The organism is Serratia sp. TSA_130.1, from assembly GCF_052691795.1.
Genome location: NZ_JBQZFS010000001.1, coordinates 106,951 through 128,755 on the forward strand (window position 1 = coordinate 106,951; position 21,805 = coordinate 128,755).

Consider the following 21,805-nt stretch of genomic DNA (forward strand, 5'->3'; position numbering starts at 1 on the left):
CTCCGGCGGTGGAAAGCAAAACGTTTATCGTAGCGCTATCCCGTCGCCGGCCCCAAGGTCGTACTTAGATCAAAAAGGCATGAGTCAGACGCCGATCATGCCGTCTCGGCTTCCTGCGGCTGATGCACCGCAATATAACGTTGATAACGCGACGGCTTGAGCCGCGAGGTATCCACCAGCACCAGGCCGTCGATGCAGTTGTTGAAGGCCGGATCGGTGCCAAAGTCGATAAACTGCACCCCGCCCGGTTCGCACAGCTCGGTGTACTGTTTGTACAGCGTCGGGATCGAGCAGCCGATGTTGCTGAGCAGGCTCTTCAGCCGCACCAGATCTTCCTGGTAGTTATCCCCGGCAAACTGCGCCAGCACCTGCGGCAACGACGCCGGATAAGGACGACGCGACTGCGCGAAGGCGTGGTCCGGCGAGAAATAGAGTCGATAGAAGGCGATCAACAGATCCCGCGCCGCCAGCGGCATGCCGCCGGAAATGGATACCGGGCCGAACAGATAGCGATACTGCGGGTATTTCGACAGATAGGCGCCGATGCCCAGCCACAAATAATCCAGCCCGCGCTTGCCCCAATAGGCCGGCTGAATGAAGCTGCGCCCCAGTTCGATGCCCTGCGCCAGGATCGGTTCCATATCGCGGTCATAGTGGAACAGGCTGTTGCTGTAGATGCTCTCCAGGCCCTTACGCGCGATTTGTTCGGCGGTGGGGATAAAACGATAGGCGCCGACGATCTCCAGCTCCTCTTCATCCCACAGCACCAGGTGATAATAATCGTCGTCGTAGCTGTCCAGATCGCGGCGGCGGCCGGATCCTTCCCCCACCGCGCGGAAAGCGATCTCGCGCAGGCGCCCCAGCTCGCGCAGGATCGGCGTGCGCGCTTCATCGTGACGGCGATAGAGATAGATGGTTTTGCCGTCCGGTGTCACCCCCAGTCTTTCGCAGTTCGCCAGCGCCTTTTTCAGCTCCAGACGCTCTTCCGGCAACGCGATCGGCGATTCGCTGGCGAACAGCCCCGGTTTGCCCTGGCCCAGGCGATACACGTGGCGGCGAAAGCGCTCCGCCAGATCCTTGGCGCTGGTGTGGCCATCGTGCCAGTTGGCGAACGGCACGCGGCCGCCGATGCGGATCCTGATGCGCCCGCCCCGCTGCTGGAACATTTCACGCACCAGCAGCAGCGTCGACAGCGGACGATAGACCAGCGAGGTAAAGTAGAACAGGTTGCTGTTGCGCGCGCTGATATGAATCGGCACGATCGGCGCGCGCGCCTTGGCGGCCAGACGCAGAAAACCGGTATGCCAGTGGCCGTCGCGGATGCCTTTCGGGCTCATGCGCGACACTTCGCCGGCCGGGAACAGGATCAGCGCGCCCTGATTGTCCAGCTGCTGCTGCATGCCTTCTATCTGTTTGCGGCTGGTTTTATAAGCGACGTTATCCACCGGCACGAACAGGTTGCGCAGCGGTTCGATGTAAGTCAGCAGTTGGCTGGCCACCACTTTCACATCCGGACGCACCGCCGCGACGGCGCGCAACAGCACCAGTCCGTCGAGCGAGCCGATCGGGTGATTGGCCACGAGCACCACCGGCCCCTGGCTGGGGATGTTTTCCAGATCGCCGTCCACCAGCTCGCAGCTGAGGTTAAAGTAGTCCACCACCTGCTCGATCAGATCGAGCCCTTTCAGGTGGGGATAGTCGGCGGCGAACTGTTTGAATTCTTTTTCGAAGAGAAGGGTTCTTAGCAGGCTGCGCTGCCAGGCAGGGGTATTGCGGTGTGGAAATGCATCTTGCAACAGAGAATCCAGGCTGAACATCGCGTTATCTCCTGACGTAGTCGCTGCAAACTTAAGCCAGAGCCATGACTCTGACATGTCAGTCACATGACAATAAAATGAATCCATCGACTATCAGGTATAGCAAAGTAATGGCGATTTGGGAGCGAAAGACGCATTTTCGCCCCCACTTCCCCTCACATCGGCGCCAGCAACGCTTCAATGCGGCGGTTCACCGCCTCACGCAGGCGCTATCGGCTGCAGATCCTCGCCGGGATGGGCCACGAACGGATCGCCGGAGGGAAACGCATGGCCGCTGTCGTTCACCCTCACCCGCTGCAATGCGGCGCTATTACACGCGCCGGCATAAAAAAACAGTGAAAGCCCGGCGGCTGCCGAATTATCGCTGCGGCTTTCGGCCTCGACGGACTGAATAATTAAATGCCGGGAATTGTCGACTGAAAAATAACGAATTTGCCGTTTTCACTTTGCGTTGACGCTGCTTTCGGTTGGCGCTCAAACGAAAGCAAAATCAAATATAACCAACTGATAGATATAGATATTTTAAAATTAATCGATTGCATTTCAGTGTTTCGTTTGCTGTAATTCGCCACGAACAACTGAAAGCGCTCCGGTCGGTATCGCTGCGGCTTATTAAGCCGCGGTCGGGCACGGCTACAGGTAAATCAGGAGTCTGCGTTAATGATCACTACCGCAAAACGCCGGGAATTAATTATCGACCCGCTGTGCCGCGAAGGCGCGTCGCGCGTGGAACCGCTCAGCCAGCTGCTTTCGGTCTCCAGCGTCACCATCCACATCAATCGCGACGTCAAACACACCCTCGCCGACGCCAGCAAATTCGGCCGCACAAGTTTTTGCACGATCGCGACATCGGCCAGATCCACCGCCTGGTCACCGACAGCCGCATTCCGGAACACTGTCTGCAGGCGCTACACCCTTTAGGGATCGACGTGATTATCGCCGACCGTTAACCGAGGCTTTTTAAGGAGCTGTCATCATGAACGCGTATTTCTCTTACGAGGCGAATTGGCTGAAGCAGCGCAACGCCTGGCACACCGCCGCAGAAATTTGGCAACAGCCGGATCTGTGGGCGGCGCTGCACCGGCAGCTGCAGGATAAACAGGCGCAATGGCAGCCGTTTCTGGCGCCGCTGCTGGCCAATCCGCGCCTGCAGATCGTGCTGTGCGGCGCCGGCAGCTCGGCGTTCGCCGGCCGCGCCCTGGCCCCCTGGCTGCGCGAACGCACCGGCCGCGACGTGGTGGCCTACGGCACCACCGATATCGTCGCCAACCCGCTGCAGTATCTCGACCCTGAGCGGCCGACGCTGCTGGTCTCCTTCGCCCGCTCAGGCAACAGCCCGGAGAGCGTGGCGACGGTGGAGCTGGCCGACCAACTGCTGCCGGAAAGCTACCACCTGATGCTGGTGTGCAACCCGGACAGCAAGCTGGCGCAGTATGCGCATCGGCGCGACAATGTCTGTTCGCTGGTGATGCCGCAAGGTTCTAACGATCAAAGCTTCGCCATGACCTCCAGCTTCAGCTGCATGATGCTGAGCGCCGCGCTGCTGCTCGGCCCCCTGTCGCTCGAGGCCGCCCAGGCGCCGCTGCACGCCATGGTGCAGCGCTGCCGCGCTCTGCGAGAAACGTTGCCGCCGCAGGTGAAGGCGCTGGCCGCCGGCGGTTTCCGCCGCTACATCACCCTTGGCGGCAGCTGCTTTACCGGCCTCGCCGAAGAGGCCTCGCTCAAGATGCTGGAGCTGACCGCCGGGCGCATCGTGACGCGCTACGACTCGCCGCTCGGCCTGCGTCATGGTCCGAAATTCATGGTCGACGGCCAGACGCTGGTGGTGTTGATGTTCTCGCGCGACGACTACGCCCGCCAGTATGACCGCGATCTGTGGAACGAACTGCAGCGCGATGGGCAGGCGATGCAGCTGGTCGGATTGACCGGCGGGCGCCAACCCCTCGCCGATACCCTGCTGCATATGCACGATGCGGCAGACGATATCTGGCTGCTGTTCCCGTATCTGCTGTTCACCCAAATGCTGGCCTTCGAGAGTTCGCTGGCGCTGGGGCTGACCCCAGACAACCCTTGCCCGACCGGCGAGGTTAACCGGGTGGTGAAAGGCGTGACGATTTACCGTTTTCCTTCCCCCGTGCAGTAAGGAGATCCCATGTATCTGATAGCCAACCGAGACATGCTGCTCAAGGCGCAGCGCCAGGGTTACGCCGTTCCGGCGTTTAACGTTCACAATCTGGAAACCGTGCAGGTGGTGGCGGAGACCGCCGCCGAACTGCGCTCGCCGGTGATCATGGCCGGCACGCCCGGCACCTTCAGCTATGCCGGCACCGACTACCTGATCGGTATCTGTCAGGCGGCCGCGCACCGCTACGATCTGCCGCTGGCGCTGCATCTGGATCATCACGAAGAGCTCGATGACATCGAGCACAAGGTGAAAAGCGGCATCCGCTCGGTCATGATCGACGGCTCCCATTTGCCGTTCGAGCAGAATATCGCCAAGGTGGCCGCCGCAGTGGCCCTGTGCCATCGCTACGGCGCCAGCGTGGAGGCGGAGCTGGGCCGCCTGGGCGGGCAAGAGGACGATCTGATCGTCGATACGGCGGACAGCTTCTATACCGACCCGGTGGCGGCACGCGAGTTTGTCGCCGCCACCGGCATCGATTCGCTGGCGGTGGCGATCGGTTCCGCCCACGGCCTGTATCACGGCGAACCGAAGCTGGACTTCGAACGCCTGGCGCTGATCCGCGAACAGGTGGACGTGCCGTTGGTGCTGCATGGCGCCTCCGGCATTCCGGAAGCGATGGTCAAGCGCGCGATCTCGCTCGGCGTTTGCAAGGTCAACGTCGCCACCGAATTGAAAATCGCCTTCGCCGATGCGGTGAAAAGCTACTTTTCACAGCACCCGGATGCCAACGATCCGCGCAAATACATCGTCCCCGGCAAGCTGGCGATGAAAGAAGTGGTGGCGGAAAAGATCCGCATCTGCGGCAGCAGCGGCATGCTGTAACCCCACGCCCGCCCCCGGTTTCAGTGGCTGCACCACGGGGGCGAAAACATCCCGCCATTTTCCGCTTTCCTGAGAGAACGATCACAGCCTGTTATCCCGCCCGCGCCTGAAACCATTAACCGGTCTTCACTATGATCCAAATCATGGTTTTACTCATCCTACCTCTCTATTATCAAATCCATTGAATGCAGGCAGTAGGATTTTTGCCCATTCGTTTTTATTTCGCCAAGCGAAATAGCTTATTTGATGAAAACAAGCGCGCTTGTTTTTTAATTGGCAGTGTTTTTACTCTGAAAGGAACAGCGTATGAACCATTACTTAGCCGTATTAAGCGCATTGGTCATTCTGCCCTTCGCTCTGCAAGCAAAACCGCTTTCCGGCAGCCAGGTCGCCTCTGGCGTCGTCCGCTTCACCGGCGCCATTACCACGCCTGCATGCACCGTCAAACATCAGGATGAAAAGCTTATCTCCAGCTGCTTCGGTAAAGTGACGGAATATCAGAACGGGTATATATCCTCTTCGTTAAAAGCGATGCCAAAAGAATTAGTTTCTGCCGTCAGCAGTGAGATGGTGAATAACGATCCCCATTTAAAACGCGTGACCATCAGCTATAAGTAACCACAAAGCGTTACTGCCTGCTGAAATAATAAACAAGACACAACTTGACTTGATGACTTATAAATTTATTTTATAAATTTATCGCACAATAACTCCCCGCCTTACCGTAAGCCGGCTATTCGGGCAACCCTGCGGTTGCCCATCAGCATGTCCGAAATCCGCCATCGCTCCCTTGCGTTTCATGCGATAATCGCCCTACCAAACCGAGGAGTGATCCAGATGCAGACTTTTTTGATTGATCGTACCGCCACGCCGGTGGGAGAACTGGTGCTGATTGCCGATGAACAGGGGCGCCTGCGGGCGATTGACTGGACCGATCACGAAGCGCGCCTGATGAAGCTGCTGAATACCCACTACCGCGCCGATCGGTTCACCCTGCGCGAACAGCGCGATCCCAGCGGGCTGACCGACGCCATGCAGCGCTATTTCGCCGGTGAACTGAGCATTATCGATCGGTTGCCGGTGATGACCGCCGGCACCGAGTTCCAACGCACCGTCTGGCAACAGCTGCGCCAAATCCCCTGCGGCGAGATCCTGACCTACGGCCAGCTCGCGCAACGCATCGGCCGTCCGACCGCCTCGCGCGCAGTCGGCATGGCCAACGGTTCAAATCCGATCAGCATCGTCGTGCCCTGCCACCGAGTGATCGGTTCGCAAGGCGCACTGACCGGCTATGCCGGCGGCGTACAGCGCAAACAATGGCTGCTGCAGCACGAAGGCTACCTGCCTAAAAGCCTGCTGTAGCCGCGCCAGGCGATTATCCGGCGCCATTGTTTGGCGACGCTTAATAAAGCCCATTGCTCAACGCCACGCTCGCAGGCCGCTGGGCCCTATGAATAACTTGTGTGAATAAAACGCATAAGTCACAAATAATACTCATAACTTCAGTCCCCTACAGAATAATCGGCGGCATGTGTGCGTAAAATTCGCACACAATGCCCCTATTCAGACTAATGCTACCCTTATCAGCTGCGGCAAAAGATGTTAAAATTGACTCATATCAATTATTGAATGAGCGTAATCTATGATCCCGGAAAAACGCGTGATTCGTCGTATCCAGTCTGGTGGTTGTGCGATCCATTGCCAGGACTGCAGCATCAGCCAGCTGTGCATTCCTTTCACCCTTAATGCCCACGAACTGGATCAGCTCGACAACATTATCGAGAGGAAAAAGCCTATTCAGAAAGGCCAGACCCTGTTCAAGGCCGGCGACGAGCTGAAATCGCTGTACGCGATCCGTTCCGGGACCATCAAGAGCTACACCATCACCGAGCAAGGCGACGAGCAGATCACCGGCTTCCACCTGGCGGGTGACCTGGTGGGCTTTGACGCCATCGGCGGCCTGAAGCACCCAAGCTTCGCCCAGGCGCTGGAAACCTCGATGGTGTGCGAAATTCCGTTCGAGACCCTCGACGATCTGTCCGGCAAAATGCCAAACCTGCGTCAGCAGATCATGCGGTTGATGAGCGGCGAGATCAAAGGCGACCAGGACATGATCCTGCTGTTGTCGAAGAAAAACGCCGAAGAGCGCCTGGCGGCGTTCGTTTACAACCTGTCGCGCCGCTTTGCGGAGCGCGGTTTCTCTCCGCGCGAGTTCCGTTTGACCATGACCCGCGGCGATATCGGCAACTATCTCGGCCTGACGGTGGAAACCATCAGCCGGCTGCTGGGCCGCTTCCAGAAAAGCGAAATCCTCAGCGTGAAAGGCAAATACATCACCATCGAAAACGCCGACGCCCTGTCGGTGCTGGCCGGTACGCCGCGTATCAACGTGACCGTCAACGCCTGATTCTCCTGCCGGATCACCATTTCCCCGAAATTGTTGATCCGGCACGCTTCTGTTGTTGTTCTGTTTTTCAATGTTGGGTTACTCTGTAAATTAACAGACTGTTGATTTCAGCTGTAAGGAGGCCCTATGGCGAAGTATCAGAATCTTCTGGTGGCTATTGACCCCAATCAGGACGATCAGCCGGCATTGCGCCGCGCCGTGTACCTGGTAAAACGGAACGGCGGGCGCATCAAGGCCTTCCTGCCCATCTATGACTTCTCTTACGAAATGACGACCCTGCTCTCCCCGGATGAAAGAACGGCGATGCGGCAAGGTGTGATCAGCCAACGCGCCGCCTGGATCAACGAGCAGTGCCGCTTCTATCTCAACGACGGCGTGCCGATCGAAATCAAAGTGGTCTGGCATAACCGCCCCTTCGAAGCCATCATTCAGGAAGTGCTTTCCGGCCAACATGACCTGCTGCTGAAAATGGCACACCAACACGACCGGTTGGAGTCGGTGATCTTTACCCCCACCGACTGGCACCTGCTGCGCAAATGCCCTTGCCCGGTGTGGATGGTGAAAGACCAGCCCTGGCCGGAAGGCGGCAAGGCGCTGGTGGCGGTCAATCTGGCCAGCGAAGAACCCTATCACGACCCGCTCAATATCAAACTGGTGCAAGAAACCGTCGAACTGGCGCAAAACGTCAACCAGACCGAGGTTCACCTGGTCGGCGCCTATCCCGTTACCCCGATCAACATCGCCATCGAATTGCCCGACTTCGACCCGAGCGTCTACAACGACGCCATTCGCGGCCAGCATCTGATCGCCATGAAGGCGCTACGGCAAAAATTCTGCATTAAGGAAGAGTTCACCCACGTGGAAAAAGGCCTGCCGGAAGAGGTGATCCCCGATTTGGCCGAACACCTGCAGGCCGGCGTGGTGGTGCTGGGCACCCTGGGCCGCACCGGCATTTCAGCCGCCTTTATCGGCAACACGGCGGAACATGTGATCGATCATCTGAAATGCGACCTGCTGGTGATTAAACCGGAAAACTTCAACTGCCCGATCGAGGCGGATGAAGACGATGAACACGACGACGAAGATTAAGCTTCGCGCATAAAGAAACGGGCCGCTGAAAAGCGCCCCGTTTTTCTTTGGTTGCCCAATTTTACTTCTGCAACGCCCGCAAAATCGCTTCCACGCTGTCTTTGGCGTCGCCAAACAGCATTTGGGTGTTCTCCTTGAAGAACAGCGGGTTCTGCACGCCGGCGTAGCCGGTGTTCATCGACCGTTTGAACGCGATCACGTTCTGCGCTTTCCACACTTCCAATACCGGCATGCCGGCGATCGGGCTGCGCGGATCTTCCAGCGCCGCCGGGTTCACCGTATCGTTGGCGCCGATCACCAGCACGGTGTCGGTATCCGGGAAATCGTCGTTGATTTCATCCATCTCCAGCACCACGTCGTACGGCACCTTCGCCTCTGCCAGCAGCACGTTCATGTGGCCCGGCAAGCGCCCCGCGACCGGGTGAATGCCGAAGCGCACCTTCACGCCGCGCGCCCGCAGTTTTTCGGTGATTTCCGCCACCGGATACTGCGCCTGCGCCACCGCCATGCCGTAGCCCGGGGTGATGATCACCGAGGTGGAGTTTTTCAACTGCTCGGCCACCTCTTCCGCCGTGGTTTCACGGTATTCGCCCATCTCTTCGGCATCGCCGGTGGATGAACCGTCGCTGCCGAAACCGCCGGCGATCACGCTGATAAACGAGCGGTTCATCGCCTTGCACATGATGTAAGACAGGATCGCCCCCGAAGAGCCCACCAGCGCGCCGGTGACGATCAGCAGATCGTTGCTCAGCATGAAGCCCGCCGCGGCCGCCGCCCACCCCGAGTAGGAGTTGAGCATCGACACCACCACCGGCATGTCGGCGCCGCCGATCGAGGCGACCAGATGCCAGCCGAACGCCAGCGCGATCGCCGTCATCAGCAGCAGCGTCACCACCTGCCAGCCCACGCTGTCGGTGCGCACGAACGCCACCAGCAGCAGGAACGAGATCACCAGCGCCGCCAGGTTCAGCTTGTGGCGATTCGGCAGCATCAACGGCTTGGAAGAAATGATGCCGCGCAGTTTGCCGAAGGCGACGATCGACCCGGTGAAGGTCACCGCACCGATAAAGATGCCGAGGAACACTTCGGTCAGATGGATATTCGCCATCACCGGTTCCATCGGCGCACCGTGATCCAGATAGCTGTTGAAACCGACCAGCACCGCGGCCAGGCCAACGAAGCTGTGCAGCACCGCCACCAGCTCCGGCATTTCGGTCATCTCGACCTTCTTCGCCAGATAGACGCCGATCGAGCCGCCGATGATCATAGCGATGATGATCCAGCCGACGTTGCCGGAATCCGGCCCCAGAATGGTCGCGATCAGCGCGATCGCCATGCCGGCGACGCCGAACAGGTTGCCCTGCTTCGACGTTTCATGACGCGACAGGCCCGCCAGGCTGAAAATAAACAAAATAGCGGCAACAATGTATGCAGCTGTAACCAATCCTCCAGACATTTGTTACCCCTTAGTTCTTGCGGAACATCTTCAGCATGCGCTGAGTGACGGTGAACCCACCGAAAATATTGATGCTGGCGATCAGCACGGCGATAAAGGAGAGGAAACTCACCCAGCCGCCGTGGCCAATTTGCAGCAGCGCACCGACCACGATAATCCCTGAGATCGCGTTGGTGACCGACATCAACGGGGTATGCAGCGCATGGCTGACGTTCCAGACCACGTAGTACCCGACCACGCAGGCCAGCGCGAACACGGTAAAGTGCGACAGGAACTCTTTCGGGGCTGCGTCCGCCAGCCAGCCGAACAGCAGGATCGCCAGAGCCATCAGGCCGTACTTCAGCCACGGCGAGGTCGGCTTGGCTTCAGGTTTGGCGACCGGTGCGGCGGCGGGCGCCGCTTTCGGCTGGGCGGAAACCTGGATCGGCGGCGCCGGCCAGGTGATTTCACCGCTGCGCACCACGGTAACGCCGCGGATCACCGTATCGTCGAAATCGATATCGATCTCGCCGTTCTTCTCTTTCGACAGCAGCTTCAGCAGGTTGACCAGGTTGGTGCCGTACAGCTGCGAAGATTGTGTCGGCAAGCGGCTCGGCAGATCGGTATAGCCGATGATTTTCACGCCGTTGTCGGTCACGGTAATGGTGTCGGCCACGGTCAGTTCGCAGTTGCCGCCAGTTTGCGCCGCCAGATCGACGATCACGCTGCCCGGCTTCATCGACGCCACCATCTCTTTGGTGATCAGCTTCGGCGCCGGTTTACCCGGGATCAGCGCGGTGGTGACGATGATGTCAACCTCCGCCGCCTGTGCGGCGAACAGCGCCATCTCTGCCTTGATAAAGGCTTCGGACATCACTTTGGCGTAACCGTCGCCGCTGCCCGCTTCCTCTTCAAAATCCAGCTCGAGGAATTCCGCGCCCATGCTCTGCACCTGCTCTTTCACTTCCGGGCGGGTGTCGAAGGCGCGCACGATGGCGCCGAGGCTGCCCGCAGCGCCGATCGCCGCCAGGCCGGCCACGCCGGCGCCGATGATCATCACCTTGGCCGGCGGCACTTTGCCGGCGGCGGTGATCTGGCCGGTGAAGAAGCGGCCGAACTCATGCGCCGCCTCGACGATGGCGCGGTAGCCGGCGATGTTGGCCATCGAGCTCAGCGCATCCATCGACTGGGCGCGCGAGATGCGCGGCACCGAGTCCATCGCCAGCGCGGTGACGTTGCGCGCCGCCAGCTTGGCCATCAGCTCGGGGTTTTGCGCCGGCCAGATAAAGCTGACCAGCGTGCTGCCTTCGCGCATCAAGGCGATCTCGTCGTCTTGCGGCGCGTTGACTTTCAGGATCAGATCCGACTGCCACACGTCGTTTTCGTCGACCAGCGCCGCGCCGGCGGCTTCGTAGGCGACGTCGTCAAAACTGGCCAGTTTGCCCGCCCCGCGTTCAATCGCGACGGTAAAACCCAGCTTCAGCAGTTGTTCCACCGTTTTCGGCGTGGCTGCGACCCGGGCTTCATTGGCCAACCGCTCTCTTGGTACACCAATACGCATAATGTTCCCTTCTCACCTGTCTTGGATGATGTTTATTATTTTCCTGCCCATAGAACGGCGCCATCGGCGAGCGAGGCGTCAACTTGCCCGCACTGATTTCAGACGCCAACTATAACCTACTGAAAATAAGGTCGATGATCCATAATTGCTTACGCATTCAGCCCTGTTTTTACATAAAAACGCCGGGCGCGATATGACAAATCGCAATTTACAGTGAAAAAATGCATACAGAACAGCACATTCTGCATGGTTAGAGGTTTGCGCCCGGCGTAACGATTTATCGCCATGCGGGGCGGATAAGCATAAAAGTTATCATTTTGTGAATAATTAACACTAATGACACCAAAGCCTTTATTATGGAAACTTATGGCGGCGGCGCCATCCGTGCGACCCGCGTCACCGTCAAGGATTTGTCGCACGGGATAACATAAAATGCTGAGACAGTTTTCAGAATTACATGTAATAATCGACGGCTGAATTACACTTAAACAGTTCAGTACGTTATAAACGTTAATGCGCTAGGCGAAAGGATTTTTTATGAAGCTGAAGACCACGATCATCGCGTCAGCCTTGTTATCACTCACCGCGCTGTCCGCTCATGCGGCGCAAGAGTTAACTCCTGAGAAAGCAGCGGCGCTGAAGCCGTTTGATCGCATCACGATTACCGGCCGCTTCAATGCGATCAATGAAGCCGTCGACGCCGTATCCCGCCGTGCAGACAAACTGGGTGCCGATTCCTTCTATATCCAGGACAGCAACAACAGCAACAACGGCGGCAACTGGCGCGTCACCGCAGACCTTTATCATAAAGATGCGCCAGAAGTGAGCAAAACACCAAAATACCGCGTATTTAACGGCGTGAATGAACTGCCTAAAGAGGAAGCCTACCTGCTGGAGCCTTACGATACCGTGAGCGTCAGCGGTTTCTACCGCAGCCAGCCGGACATTAACGACGCCATCTCCAAAGAAGCGCAGAAAAAAGGCGCCGCCTCATTCTTCATCGTGCGCCAGGTTGACGCCAACTCCGGCGGCAACCAGTTCGTCACCGCCTACATCTATAAGGCCGATGCGCCGAAACGCCGCGTGCAGAGCCCGGACGCCATACCGGCCGATTCTGACGCCGGCCGCGCCGCGCTGGCCGCCGGCGGCGCCGCAGCCGCGAAAGTCGAAATTCCTGGCGTCGCGTCTTCCGGTTCACCAAGCCGCGAAGTGGGCCGTTTCTTCGAAACCCAGTCCTCTACCGGCCAACGCTATACCGTCACGCTGCCTAACGGCACCAAGATTCAGGAAGTGAACAACGTGACCGCCGCGCAGATGGTACCATTCGATTCCGTCACCTTCACCGGCCACTTCAACAGCATGACCGACGTGTCCACCGAAGTGGCGAAACGCGCGGCCGAGAAAGGCGCCAAGTACTACCACGTCACTCGCCAGTGGCAGAACAAGAGCGGCGGCAACCTGACCGTCAGCGCCGATCTGTTCAAATAAAACCCGCTTTTCGGTTTACCATCGGGCAGCCCTTGAGCTGCCCGTTTTTATTGCCGCTCTTTTCGCCGCTCGTTGAATAGTTTTTTGTAAATTCCGCATATTCAATCATTGCATCTCTAATCATCCCTCCGTAGAATTTGCGCCAATTTTTAGGGCTATTGTCTATTAGCGCAATGGTTGTTAACACATTGTTGCCGCCAAGCAGTTCCCTTCCAGTTGTTTATTCTGCGTTCAGGATCCGTCATTGGAAAAAAAACTCGGTCTTACCGCGCTAACCGCTTTGGTGCTCAGCTCGATGCTGGGCGCCGGCGTGTTCAGTCTGCCGCAAAACATGGCGCAGGTCGCCAGCCCCGCCGCGCTGCTGCTGGGTTGGGGGATCACCGGCATCGGCATTCTGTTTTTGGCGTTTGCCATGCTGTTGCTTACGCGTCTGCGCCCGGATCTGGACGGCGGCATCTTCACCTACGCCAAAGAGGGATTCGGCGAGCTGATGGGCTTCTGCTCTGCCTGGGGTTACTGGCTGTGCGCCGTAATCGCCAACGTCTCGTATCTGGTGATCGTGTTCGCGGCATTGAGCATTTTCACCGATCGCGGCGGCAACGTTATTCTCGGTGACGGCAATACCTGGCAGGCGCTGATCGCCGAATCCGCCCTGCTGTGGATCGTGCACGCGCTGGTGCTGCGCGGCGTGCAAACCGCCGCCAGCATCAATCTTGCGGCCACTCTCGCCAAGCTGCTGCCGCTGGGGATGTTCGCCGTTCTGGCGGCGATCGCCTTTAAAATGGACGTGTTCACGCTGGACTTCCAGGGGATCGCCCTCGGCAAACCGGTATGGGAACAGGTCAAGGACACCATGCTGATCACCCTGTGGGTGTTTATCGGCGTGGAAGGCGCCGTGGTGGTTTCCGCGCGCGCGCGCAATAAGAAGGACGTGGGCCGCGCGACCATGTTGGCGGTACTGTCGGCGCTGGCGGTGTATCTGATGGTCACCTTGCTGTCGCTGGGCGTGGTGCCGCGCAGCGAACTGGCCGACATGCGCAACCCGTCGATGGCAGTGCTGATGGTGGAACTGATTGGCCCGTGGGGAGACGTGATCATCGCCGCCGGTCTTATCATTTCCGTGTGCGGCGCCTACCTCAGCTGGACCATCATGGCGGCGGAAGTCCCCCTGCTGGCCGCACAGCACGGCGCATTTCCACGCGTGTTCGGCAAACAGAACCGCCATCACGCCCCATCGTCTTCGCTGTGGCTGACCAACATCGCGGTGCAGCTGGCGTTGGTGCTGATCTGGTTGACCGGCAGCAACTACAACTCGCTGTTGACCATCGCGTCGGAAATGATCCTGGTGCCTTACTTCCTGGTCGGCGCATTTCTGTTCAAGGTGGCTTACCGTCGCCGCGACAAGCGCCTGATCTTCGCCGCCACCGGCGCCTGCGTCTATGGTTTATGGCTGCTGTACGCTTCCGGGCTGATGCACTTGCTGATGTCGGTGCTGCTGTATGCGCCGGGCCTGTTGGTGTTCATGTACGCCCGCCGCGGCCATCAGGATATCAATCTGCTGAATCGCCTGGAAAAAGGCAGCATCTTACTGCTGCTGGTGGCCACGCTACCCGCCGGCTGGTTTATGCTGCACTAAAGTGTCCCGTCAATGCGGCTGCCCGTCAGCCGCATTTTGCTTCCTCTTTTTCCCCTGCTACCGCGTTCCCCCCCCTTTGCACAGTCAGCCATGCGTCTCGCTTGCGATCTCAAATGCAATTAATTATCATTATCATTTATTGATTAGTGGTAAGACGCGAGTGCCCCTGGCGAGAGGCGTCAGGCGGCGGATGAAGACAGGCTGAAAATGGAAGGCATTTCATGGCTGAGAAACTGCTGCACGCATTACCTTTGTTTACCGCTTGGGAGGCGCTGATCGCCGAGGGCAACATGGCGTTTAATCAGCGGCACGATCGCCAGGCGATGGCGCGCTATCAACAGGCGCTGGAGGGGGCTCAGGCGATCATCGCCGAGAAGCCCTGGCTGAATGCGGACTATACCGCCAGATTTGAAGCGCTGAATATTTTCGAGTCTGCCCTTGCCGCGCTGATCGTCACGTTCAACAACATTACCCATCTGCGCCTGCGGCAGAAGCCTCTGCGCGGCGTCGAGCTGCATGTTCATCAGGCCCGAGTCGCTATCGAGCAACTGTTGGACGATACGTCGCTGTGCGAACAGATGCAGCAGATCGCCGAACGGCACCTGCTGCGCTTCAGGATTGAAACCCTGCACTTGCTGCGCGAACACCGGTTGCCGGAAACCAGCGTCTGCGCGCCGGCGGCCAACGCTTCCGCTACCTTGCATTAAAAGTGACACACCAATCTGAGGGCCATCTGTAATGAATGAATTGAATGACGAGATGAAGAAGATGCTGGCTAAACAGCTGCCTGTGCAGGCGACCAGCAGCCCGAACGGCGTTCCCGATATCGGCCCCAAGCGCTCTTTGCGCCTCTATGATGACCGTACGCTGATTTACAACGAAAATACCGGAGGCCAAACGCTGAAAAACATCAAGGCCGGCTCGAAAATGGCCGTTGTGGTCATCGATCGCGAGGCGCTGGACGGTTACCGCTTCGTTGGCACGCCCGAACTGTTTCTGGCGGGCAAGCCGTTTGACGATGCGTTGACGTTTGCGGAAAAAAACGGAATGAAGCCGCCGAAGTACGCGGTGTTAATTCATATAGACAGTATTTATACCCTGCGCTCCGGCCCGAATGCCGGGACCCAGCTCTAGACGCCGGCCGTCATGCGGCGTGAGACATCACGTTCATGGTTAGGCCATCGCGACGAGTCAATTGCCTAACCATGAACGGGCGGCCGGGTTGATGCCCGGTCAGCTTTTGGGAGGGATCGCGACGGTCATGCGTTCACCCACCAGAGTAATCGCAATGCCTTCCGCACACTCTTTCTGAATGGCCGCCAGTTGTTGAGCCTCCAGCGCATAAGGCAACTGAATATCAAACACCGCCAGGCCCTGCTGCTGCGCCAGGTCAATCAGGCGCACGATGTTGGTTTCATCGCTGACCTGCGTCGACACCACCTGCAGCGCCAACTCTTTTAACTGCTCTTTGCGCGTTTGCGACGTGGTCACGCGCGATTTCAACACCATGCCGAAGATCGGCATCACACCATAAATAGCATCAACAAAGCGCCAGTGCTTCCTGCACGATGCGGACAGAAAATCCATATAGTCGAAACAGATTTTCTCACTGCGCGCGATGGATGCAAGGTGATTGCTGTTCATCCCCTCATTCCTCTCATGGCCAGTGTTAACCCGTGGTCTTTCAAGCCGCCGCCGGGGGCAACCTGAAATGCATTGGGGATCTTATATCCAGAAATGGATAATCATGCGAAGCTTTAACGACTTTCCGCCGTATGATGGCATAATTCCCCTATTGTTTGCCAGTCTGTCCAGGAGCTTTAATCAATGGAACACCACAACTCCGCCCCGGTGCTGATTACCGGCGGCGCACGGCGCATAGGGCTGGCGCTCGCCAGAGCGTTTCTCCAGCGCGGCGTTCCGGTCATCATCGCCTACCGCAGCGAATATCCGGCGATGGCCGAGTTGAAAGCCTTGGGCGCCTGCTGCATTCAGGGCGATTTTTCCACCCATGAAGGCATTTATCGTTTCGCCGATCAGGTGCGGCAGGCCGCGCCCAAGCTGCGCGCGGTGATCCACAACGCCAGCGCCTGGCAGGCGGAGTCACCGGAGGTGCCGCCGGAACAGGTCATGGCGGCGATGCTGCAAATTCACGTCTACACGCCCTATTTGCTCAATCAACTGCTCGAGTCCTGCCTGACCGGCCAGGGCCAGGCCGGCGCCGACATTATCCATCTGACCGACTATGTGGTGGAAAAAGGCAGCGACAAGCATATCGCCTACGCCGCCAGCAAAGCCGCGCTGGACAACATGACCCGGTCGTTCGCCCGCAAATTGGCGCCCGAAGTCAAAGTCAACGCCATCGCGCCGGCGCTGATCATCTTCAATCCGGGCGACGACGAAGCTTATCGTCGGCAGGCGCTGGCGAAGTCGCTGATGAAGGTCGCGCCGGGCGAGAGCGAAGTGGTCAATCTGGTGAACTACCTGCTGGAGAGCCGCTACGTCACCGGCCGCACCCACGGCGTCGACGGCGGGCGGCCGCTGCGCTGACGCAAAGATCCGCTTGGCGCAAGCTCGCGGGCCGCGCTATGCTGAAATCCGCTTTTCTTATTAAAACACGGGCATATGCATAAAATTGTTTTTGTGGAAGACGATCCTGAAGTCGGCAAACTGATCGCCGCCTATCTGGGCAAACACGATATCGAGGTGCTGATCGAACCGCGCGGCGACAGCGCGCAAGCGCGGATCGAGCGCGAGCAACCCGATCTGGTGCTGCTGGACATCATGCTGCCCGGCAAAGACGGCATGACGCTGTGCCGCGATCTGCGCCCCACCTTCCCCGGCCCGATCGTGCTGCTGACCTCGCTCGACAGCGACATGAACCATATCCTGTCGCTGGAGATGGGCGCCAACGACTATATCCTGAAAACCACGCCGCCGGCGGTGTTGCTGGCGCGCCTGCGTTTGCATCTGCGTCAACACAGCCAGCAGCCGAAAGAAGAGTCGGTTCAGCCGCTTACTCAGCATAACGCGCTGCATTTCGGGCTGCTGTGCATCGATCCGGTCAACCGTCAGGTTACGCTGGGCGAGGAAACCATCACCCTGTCCACCTCGGATTTCGATCTGCTGTGGGAGCTGGCGACCCACGCCGGGCAGATCATGGATCGCGAGGCGCTGCTGCAAAACCTGCGCGGCGTGAGCTACGACGGCATGGACCGCAGCATCGACGTGGCGATCTCCCGCCTGCGCCGCAAACTGTACGACAACGCGCTGGAGCCTTTCCGTATCAAGACGGTGCGCAACAAGGGCTATCTGTTCGCCCCTAACGCCTGGGCATCGGTGCAACAATGAGAAAACTTTTCGTCCAGTTCTTCCTGTTGCTGTTCGTCTGTTTTCTGGTGATGGCGATGCTGGTCGGCCTGGTGTACAAGGTGACAGCCGAGCGCGCCGGCCGCCAGTCGATGGACGATTTGATGAAAAGCTCGCTGTACCTGATGCGCAGCGAGCTGCGCGAAATCCCGCTGAAGGACTGGAACAAGACTATCGCCACGCTGGATCTCAATCTGTCGTTCAAGCTTCATATCGAACCGCTCGGCAAACAGGAACTGAGCGAGGATCTGAAAAAGCGGCTGCGGCTGGGTGAAATCATCGCCCTCGACGATCAGTACACCTTTATGCAACGCATTCCGCGCAGCCACTATGTGTTGGTGGTCGGCCCCATTCCTTATCTGTTCTATCTGCACCAGATGCGTCTGCTGGATCTGGTGTTGCTGGTGTTTATCGGCATGTCGCTGGCGCTGCCGGTGTTTCTGTGGATGCGGCCGCACTGGCAAGACCTGCTCAAACTGGAAAACGCCGCCCAGCGGCTCGGCGCCGGGCATCTGGATGAACGCACCCACTTCGATCCCACTTCCAGCCTGAGCCGGCTCGGCGTGGCGTTCAACCAGATGGCCGACAACGTCAACACCCTGATCGCCAGCAAGAAACAGCTGATCGACGGCATCGCCCACGAGCTGCGCACGCCGCTGGTGCGCCTGCGTTATCGGCTCGAGATGAGCGATAACCTGTCCGAAGGCGAGCAGCAGGCGCTGAACCGCGATATCGGCCAACTGGAGTCGCTGATCGACGAGCTGCTGACCTATGCCCGCCTGGATCGGCCGCAGGTTGCGCTAAACATTGAACCCATCGATCTGCCAAAGTGGCTGGAGGACAAGGTCGATGATATCCGCCTTATCCATCAGGAACGCGACATCCAGCTCGACATCCCGCACGTCGGCGACTTCGGCGGCGTCGATCTACGCCTGATGGAGCGCGTGCTCGATAACCTGGTCAACAACGCGCTGCGCTATTCCGAGCAGCGCCTGCGCGTTGGGTTGTGGTTCGACGGCGATCTCGCCTGTTTGCAGGTCGAGGACGACGGGCCGGGTATCCCGCCGGAAGAGCGCGAGCGGGTGTTCGAGCCTTTCGTTCGCCTCGATCCCAGCCGCGATCGCGCCACCGGCGGCTGCGGGCTGGGGCTGGCCATCGTCCATTCCATCGCCGTCGCCTACCAGGGACAGGTGTTCGTCGAAGGCAGTTCGCTCGGCGGCGCCAGCTTCCGTTTCTGCTGGCCGGTGAAGCCGACATTCAGTTTAAAAGCCGATCTGGCGTAATACCGCCGGACCCTTCTCATTGGAGCCGAATAATAATGACATCTGCACCTTCCAACACATCTGCTTACGATCACCTGCGCGCGCTTTTTAGCCGGCTGTCGCGTTTCGGCCACCTGTCCGCCATCGCCGGTTGGGACATGCAAACCATGATGCCGCCGGGCGGCAGCAAGGCGCGCTCCGAAGCCCTGGCCGAATTGAGCGTGCTGCAGCACCAGATTTTAACGGCACAAAGCACCGGCGCGCTGTTGGATCGCGCGCAGCAGGAGACGCTGGACGAGATCGACCGCGCCAACCTGCGCGAAATGCGCCGCCAGTATGAAGACGCGGTGCTGCTGCCGGCGTCGCTGGTCGAAGCCAAATCGCTGGCCGGCGCCCGCTGTGAACACGCCTGGCGCGCCCAGCGCCCGGCCAACGACTGGGATGGCTTCGCGGAGAATCTGCGCGACGTGGTCAAACTCAGCCGGGAAGAGGCGCAGATCCGCGCGCAGGCGGCCGACACCAGCCGTTACGATGCCCTGCTCAACCTGTATGAGCCGGGCATGCGCAGCAGCGATCTCGATCGCATCTTCGGCGATTTGAAAACCTGGCTGCCGGATTTGCTGCAGCGCGTGGTGGCCAAACAGGCCAATGAACCCTGCCTGGCGCCGCAGGGCCCGTTCAATGTGGACACCCAGCGCCAGCTAAGCCTGAGCGTGATGAAGCTGCTCGGTTTCAACTTCGACAACGGCCGCGTTGACGTCAGCGCCCACCCGTTCTGCGGCGGCGTGCCGGAAGATGTGCGCATCACCACGCGTTACAACGAGAAAGAGTTCCTGACCGCGCTGCTCGGGATCGTACACGAGACTGGCCACGCCCGTTACGAACAGAACCTGCCGCGCGATCTGCTCGGCCAGCCGGTCGCCCTGGCTCGCTCCACAGCCATCCACGAATCGCAGAGCCTGCTGTTCGAAATGCAGCTGGCGCGCGGCAATGAATTCCTGAAAATCTTGCGTCCGCTGGTTACCGCGCAGTTTGGCGAACAGCCGGCGCTGGAAGAAGCCAACTTCATTCGCCTCAACCAGCGGGTGAAACCGGGCCTGATCCGCGTCGACGCCGACGAGGTGAGCTATCCTGCCCACGTCATCCTGCGCTACGAAATTGAAAAAGCACTGATCGAAGGCGAGATCGAAGTGGAGGACATTCCGGCGCTGTGGAATGAAAAGATGCACGCTTACCTGGGCCTCGATACCATCGGCAACTACCGCAACGGTTGCATGCAGGATATCCACTGGACCGACGGCGCCTTCGGCTACTTCCCGACTTATACTCTCGGCGCGATGTACGCCGCGCAGCTGTTCCACAGCGTGCGTCAGGCCCTGCCTTCGCTGAACGAGGACATCGCCGCCGGCAATCTGCAGCCGTTGTTCCACTGGTTGCAGCATAACATCTGGCGCCACGGCAGCCGTTTCCCGACCGACACGCTGATCGCCAATGCAACCGGTGAAGCGCTCAATCCGCGCTACTTCCGCCAGCATTTGGAAAACCGCTACCTGTAATCTCTCCCCGTGCGCGGCCACGGCCGCGCCCTTTTTCCCCTGCTTGACCTAATAATGCTACATAGCGCGCTTTCCTTGCCGGCAACGCCTTGGCTACAGGGTGGCGGGTTGTTACCTACCAATAGTATGTTGTAACTAATACCATAAACAGCCGCGCCCCTATCTGCCTCTCATCCCAGCGCATGACGGGCGATCATCGTCACCAATTGTGGTCTCAACGCGGCGGGCAGATCATGCCCCATGCCCGGCATAATCTGCAATCTGGCGTTGGCGACGGCCCGAGCGATCGCCACCCCGCCGGCCTTGCGCACCAGCCGATCGCGATCGCCGTGAATCACCAGCGTCGGCGCGGCGATGCGCCGACTGTAACGCCGCAGATCGCCGCTGCCGAGCAGCGCGGAAAGTTGCCGCTGCATGCCCTCCGGATCCAAGCCCCGCTTCAGCAACCGCTTCACCAGGGCATCCAGCTCCGCCTCCTCCGGCGGATAAGTCGCGGTGCCAAGCGCGCGCAGAAAGGCCTTCATCCCTTCCTGGCGCTGCTGAAGCGTCATATCGGCGGCAGGCCGGCGCACCAGCAACCACAGCAGCGAAGGCGCCGGCGGCGGTAACAGCGGTTGATTGGTGCTGGAAAACAAGATGCATAACGAGGCGACGCGCTGCGGGTATTCGGCGGCCAACACCTGGGCGATCATCCCCCCCATCGAGGCGCCAAGGACATGGGCCTGCGGAATGCGTAAATGATCGAGCAGATGCGCCGCGTCCGTCGCCATATCCGCCAGGGTATAAGGCACCGGCGTTTGCCAGCCGAGCTGGGCACGCAACATCAACAGCCACAGCGGCGTCTTGCGCTGCGCCCGCGTTTTACCGGAAAGGCCGACGTCGCGGTTGTCGTAGCGGATCACCCGAAATCCCTTGGCGACCAGAGCGCGGCAGAAATCGTCAGGCCACAGCAAAAGCTGCGCGCCGATGCCCATGATTAACAACAGCGGCGGATGCGCCTCATCGCCCCAGTCTTCATAGGCCAGCGGCACCTCACCCTGTTCCGTCACGCCACAACGAACCGTTATCTCGTTCATTTTAAATCCCTTTTATCGAGCCTGACGGTCATTATAGCAGCAATCCCTCCTGCCGCCGCCGCCCTGTACATTAGGTTACAAGCCGAAACCAATCACTCACGG

Annotated in this window: 20 protein-coding genes and 1 pseudogene; 15 read left to right on the plus strand and 6 right to left on the minus strand. The window is 59.1% G+C overall.

Features of this window, described 5'->3' with window-relative positions; genetic code table 11:
• Positions 1 to 95: 95 nt before the first annotated feature.
• Positions 96 to 1,817 carry a lysophospholipid acyltransferase family protein gene (locus ACUTQY_RS00485; RefSeq protein WP_033643203.1) on the minus strand — a complete coding sequence of 574 codons (1,722 nt, stop codon included), beginning with the start codon at positions 1,815 to 1,817 and terminating at the stop codon, positions 96 to 98.
• A 798-nt stretch (positions 1,818 to 2,615) separates the two neighbouring features.
• Between ACUTQY_RS00485 and ACUTQY_RS00490 the strand changes: the two are divergent.
• The 7 genes and pseudogenes from ACUTQY_RS00490 to uspE all read left to right on the plus strand — a co-directional run.
• A pseudogene (locus ACUTQY_RS00490) lies at positions 2,616 to 2,767 on the plus strand (transcriptional repressor AgaR); the annotation flags it as partial.
• 26 nt (positions 2,768 to 2,793) lie between these two features.
• The gene (locus ACUTQY_RS00495; RefSeq protein ID WP_046687120.1) at positions 2,794 to 3,960 is read left to right on the plus strand and encodes an SIS domain-containing protein; all 1,167 of its coding nucleotides are present in this window, start codon (positions 2,794 to 2,796) and stop codon (positions 3,958 to 3,960) included.
• Between the two features lie 9 nt (positions 3,961 to 3,969).
• Positions 3,970 to 4,824, plus strand: a complete 855-nt coding sequence (locus tag ACUTQY_RS00500) for a tagatose bisphosphate family class II aldolase (protein WP_033650298.1) — start codon at positions 3,970 to 3,972, stop codon at positions 4,822 to 4,824.
• A 306-nt stretch (positions 4,825 to 5,130) separates the two neighbouring features.
• The gene (locus ACUTQY_RS00505; RefSeq protein ID WP_033643206.1) at positions 5,131 to 5,442 is read left to right on the plus strand and encodes a hypothetical protein; all 312 of its coding nucleotides are present in this window, start codon (positions 5,131 to 5,133) and stop codon (positions 5,440 to 5,442) included.
• Positions 5,443 to 5,661: 219 nt separating this feature from the next.
• On the plus strand, positions 5,662 to 6,186 hold the full coding sequence (ogt, locus tag ACUTQY_RS00510; protein ID WP_004938274.1) for a methylated-DNA--[protein]-cysteine S-methyltransferase: 525 nt from the start codon (positions 5,662 to 5,664) through the stop codon (positions 6,184 to 6,186).
• A gap of 280 nt (positions 6,187 to 6,466) precedes the next feature.
• Positions 6,467 to 7,231: an FNR family transcription factor gene (locus ACUTQY_RS00515; protein WP_004938278.1), complete on the plus strand. Its 765-nt coding sequence runs from the start codon at positions 6,467 to 6,469 to the stop codon at positions 7,229 to 7,231.
• A 126-nt stretch (positions 7,232 to 7,357) separates the two neighbouring features.
• A complete protein-coding gene (uspE, locus tag ACUTQY_RS00520) occupies positions 7,358 to 8,320 on the plus strand; it encodes a universal stress protein UspE (RefSeq protein ID WP_004938281.1) in 963 nt (320 codons plus the stop codon).
• Positions 8,321 to 8,381: 61 nt separating this feature from the next.
• Here the strand turns inward: uspE and pntB are convergent, their stop codons facing one another.
• Both pntB and pntA read right to left on the minus strand, forming a co-directional pair.
• On the minus strand, positions 8,382 to 9,776 hold the full coding sequence (gene pntB / locus ACUTQY_RS00525; RefSeq protein WP_025159771.1) for a Re/Si-specific NAD(P)(+) transhydrogenase subunit beta: 1,395 nt from the start codon (positions 9,774 to 9,776) through the stop codon (positions 8,382 to 8,384).
• 10 nt (positions 9,777 to 9,786) lie between these two features.
• Positions 9,787 to 11,316 (minus strand): Re/Si-specific NAD(P)(+) transhydrogenase subunit alpha, encoded by a 1,530-nt coding sequence (gene pntA, locus ACUTQY_RS00530; protein WP_033643207.1) that lies wholly within the window; start codon positions 11,314 to 11,316, stop codon positions 9,787 to 9,789.
• 537 nt (positions 11,317 to 11,853) lie between these two features.
• Between pntA and ydgH the strand changes: the two genes are divergently transcribed.
• Positions 11,854 to 12,804 (plus strand): DUF1471 family protein YdgH, encoded by a 951-nt coding sequence (gene ydgH / locus ACUTQY_RS00535; protein WP_025302966.1) that lies wholly within the window; start codon positions 11,854 to 11,856, stop codon positions 12,802 to 12,804.
• On the opposite strand, the gene ACUTQY_RS00540 is transcribed toward ydgH, so the two are convergent.
• Complete coding sequence (locus tag ACUTQY_RS00540; protein WP_127897184.1) at positions 12,797 to 12,991, minus strand: hypothetical protein; 195 nt, start codon at positions 12,989 to 12,991, stop codon at positions 12,797 to 12,799. The two genes, ydgH and ACUTQY_RS00540, sit on opposite strands and share 8 nt — an antisense overlap.
• A gap of 57 nt (positions 12,992 to 13,048) precedes the next feature.
• Here ACUTQY_RS00540 and ACUTQY_RS00545 point away from each other — a divergent pair, with 57 nt between their 5' ends.
• From ACUTQY_RS00545 to ACUTQY_RS00555, 3 genes are all read left to right on the plus strand, one after another.
• Complete coding sequence (locus ACUTQY_RS00545) at positions 13,049 to 14,440, plus strand: amino acid permease (RefSeq protein WP_046687121.1); 1,392 nt, start codon at positions 13,049 to 13,051, stop codon at positions 14,438 to 14,440.
• Positions 14,441 to 14,661: 221 nt separating this feature from the next.
• Entirely contained in the window at positions 14,662 to 15,147 is a 486-nt protein-coding gene (locus ACUTQY_RS00550) for a hypothetical protein (RefSeq protein WP_046687122.1), read from the plus strand.
• Positions 15,148 to 15,178: 31 nt separating this feature from the next.
• Entirely contained in the window at positions 15,179 to 15,574 is a 396-nt protein-coding gene (locus ACUTQY_RS00555; RefSeq protein ID WP_033643210.1) for a pyridoxamine 5'-phosphate oxidase family protein, read from the plus strand.
• A 99-nt stretch (positions 15,575 to 15,673) separates the two neighbouring features.
• Here the strand turns inward: ACUTQY_RS00555 and ACUTQY_RS00560 are convergent, their stop codons facing one another.
• Positions 15,674 to 16,084: a hypothetical protein gene (locus ACUTQY_RS00560; protein ID WP_033643211.1), complete on the minus strand. Its 411-nt coding sequence runs from the start codon at positions 16,082 to 16,084 to the stop codon at positions 15,674 to 15,676.
• Between the two features lie 183 nt (positions 16,085 to 16,267).
• Here ACUTQY_RS00560 and folM point away from each other — a divergent pair, with 183 nt between their 5' ends.
• The 4 genes from folM (at position 16,268) to ACUTQY_RS00580 (ending at position 20,627) form a co-directional block, all read left to right on the plus strand.
• The gene (folM, locus tag ACUTQY_RS00565; protein WP_033643212.1) at positions 16,268 to 16,990 is read left to right on the plus strand and encodes a dihydromonapterin reductase; all 723 of its coding nucleotides are present in this window, start codon (positions 16,268 to 16,270) and stop codon (positions 16,988 to 16,990) included.
• Between the two features lie 75 nt (positions 16,991 to 17,065).
• Positions 17,066 to 17,791: a two-component system response regulator RstA gene (gene rstA / locus ACUTQY_RS00570; protein ID WP_004938307.1), complete on the plus strand. Its 726-nt coding sequence runs from the start codon at positions 17,066 to 17,068 to the stop codon at positions 17,789 to 17,791.
• A complete protein-coding gene (rstB, locus tag ACUTQY_RS00575; protein ID WP_033643213.1) occupies positions 17,788 to 19,092 on the plus strand; it encodes a two-component system sensor histidine kinase RstB in 1,305 nt (434 codons plus the stop codon). The genes rstA and rstB overlap by 4 nt, the downstream gene beginning before the upstream one ends.
• 35 nt (positions 19,093 to 19,127) lie before the next feature.
• Positions 19,128 to 20,627: a carboxypeptidase M32 gene (locus ACUTQY_RS00580; protein WP_046687123.1), complete on the plus strand. Its 1,500-nt coding sequence runs from the start codon at positions 19,128 to 19,130 to the stop codon at positions 20,625 to 20,627.
• A 170-nt stretch (positions 20,628 to 20,797) separates the two neighbouring features.
• On the opposite strand, the gene ACUTQY_RS00585 is transcribed toward ACUTQY_RS00580, so the two are convergent.
• A complete protein-coding gene (locus tag ACUTQY_RS00585; RefSeq protein WP_046687124.1) occupies positions 20,798 to 21,703 on the minus strand; it encodes an alpha/beta fold hydrolase in 906 nt (301 codons plus the stop codon).
• Positions 21,704 to 21,805 lie beyond the last annotated feature (102 nt).

Coding starts and splice junctions, on each gene's coding strand:
- pntA (WP_033643207.1), bottom strand. CDS start 11,316: ATGCGTATTGGTGTACCAAGAGAGCGGTTGGCCAATGAAGCCCGGGTC.
- ogt (WP_004938274.1), top strand. CDS start 5,662: ATGCAGACTTTTTTGATTGATCGTACCGCCACGCCGGTGGGAGAACTG.
- ACUTQY_RS00500 (WP_033650298.1), top strand. CDS start 3,970: ATGTATCTGATAGCCAACCGAGACATGCTGCTCAAGGCGCAGCGCCAG.
- rstA (WP_004938307.1), top strand. CDS start 17,066: ATGCATAAAATTGTTTTTGTGGAAGACGATCCTGAAGTCGGCAAACTG.
- ACUTQY_RS00505 (WP_033643206.1), top strand. CDS start 5,131: ATGAACCATTACTTAGCCGTATTAAGCGCATTGGTCATTCTGCCCTTC.
- pntB (WP_025159771.1), bottom strand. CDS start 9,776: ATGTCTGGAGGATTGGTTACAGCTGCATACATTGTTGCCGCTATTTTG.
- ACUTQY_RS00485 (WP_033643203.1), bottom strand. CDS start 1,817: ATGTTCAGCCTGGATTCTCTGTTGCAAGATGCATTTCCACACCGCAAT.
- ACUTQY_RS00580 (WP_046687123.1), top strand. CDS start 19,128: ATGACATCTGCACCTTCCAACACATCTGCTTACGATCACCTGCGCGCG.
- ydgH (WP_025302966.1), top strand. CDS start 11,854: ATGAAGCTGAAGACCACGATCATCGCGTCAGCCTTGTTATCACTCACC.
- ACUTQY_RS00515 (WP_004938278.1), top strand. CDS start 6,467: ATGATCCCGGAAAAACGCGTGATTCGTCGTATCCAGTCTGGTGGTTGT.
- ACUTQY_RS00495 (WP_046687120.1), top strand. CDS start 2,794: ATGAACGCGTATTTCTCTTACGAGGCGAATTGGCTGAAGCAGCGCAAC.
- ACUTQY_RS00585 (WP_046687124.1), bottom strand. CDS start 21,703: ATGAACGAGATAACGGTTCGTTGTGGCGTGACGGAACAGGGTGAGGTG.
- ACUTQY_RS00560 (WP_033643211.1), bottom strand. CDS start 16,084: ATGAACAGCAATCACCTTGCATCCATCGCGCGCAGTGAGAAAATCTGT.
- ACUTQY_RS00555 (WP_033643210.1), top strand. CDS start 15,179: ATGAATGAATTGAATGACGAGATGAAGAAGATGCTGGCTAAACAGCTG.
- ACUTQY_RS00550 (WP_046687122.1), top strand. CDS start 14,662: ATGGCTGAGAAACTGCTGCACGCATTACCTTTGTTTACCGCTTGGGAG.
- rstB (WP_033643213.1), top strand. CDS start 17,788: ATGAGAAAACTTTTCGTCCAGTTCTTCCTGTTGCTGTTCGTCTGTTTT.
- folM (WP_033643212.1), top strand. CDS start 16,268: ATGGAACACCACAACTCCGCCCCGGTGCTGATTACCGGCGGCGCACGG.
- uspE (WP_004938281.1), top strand. CDS start 7,358: ATGGCGAAGTATCAGAATCTTCTGGTGGCTATTGACCCCAATCAGGAC.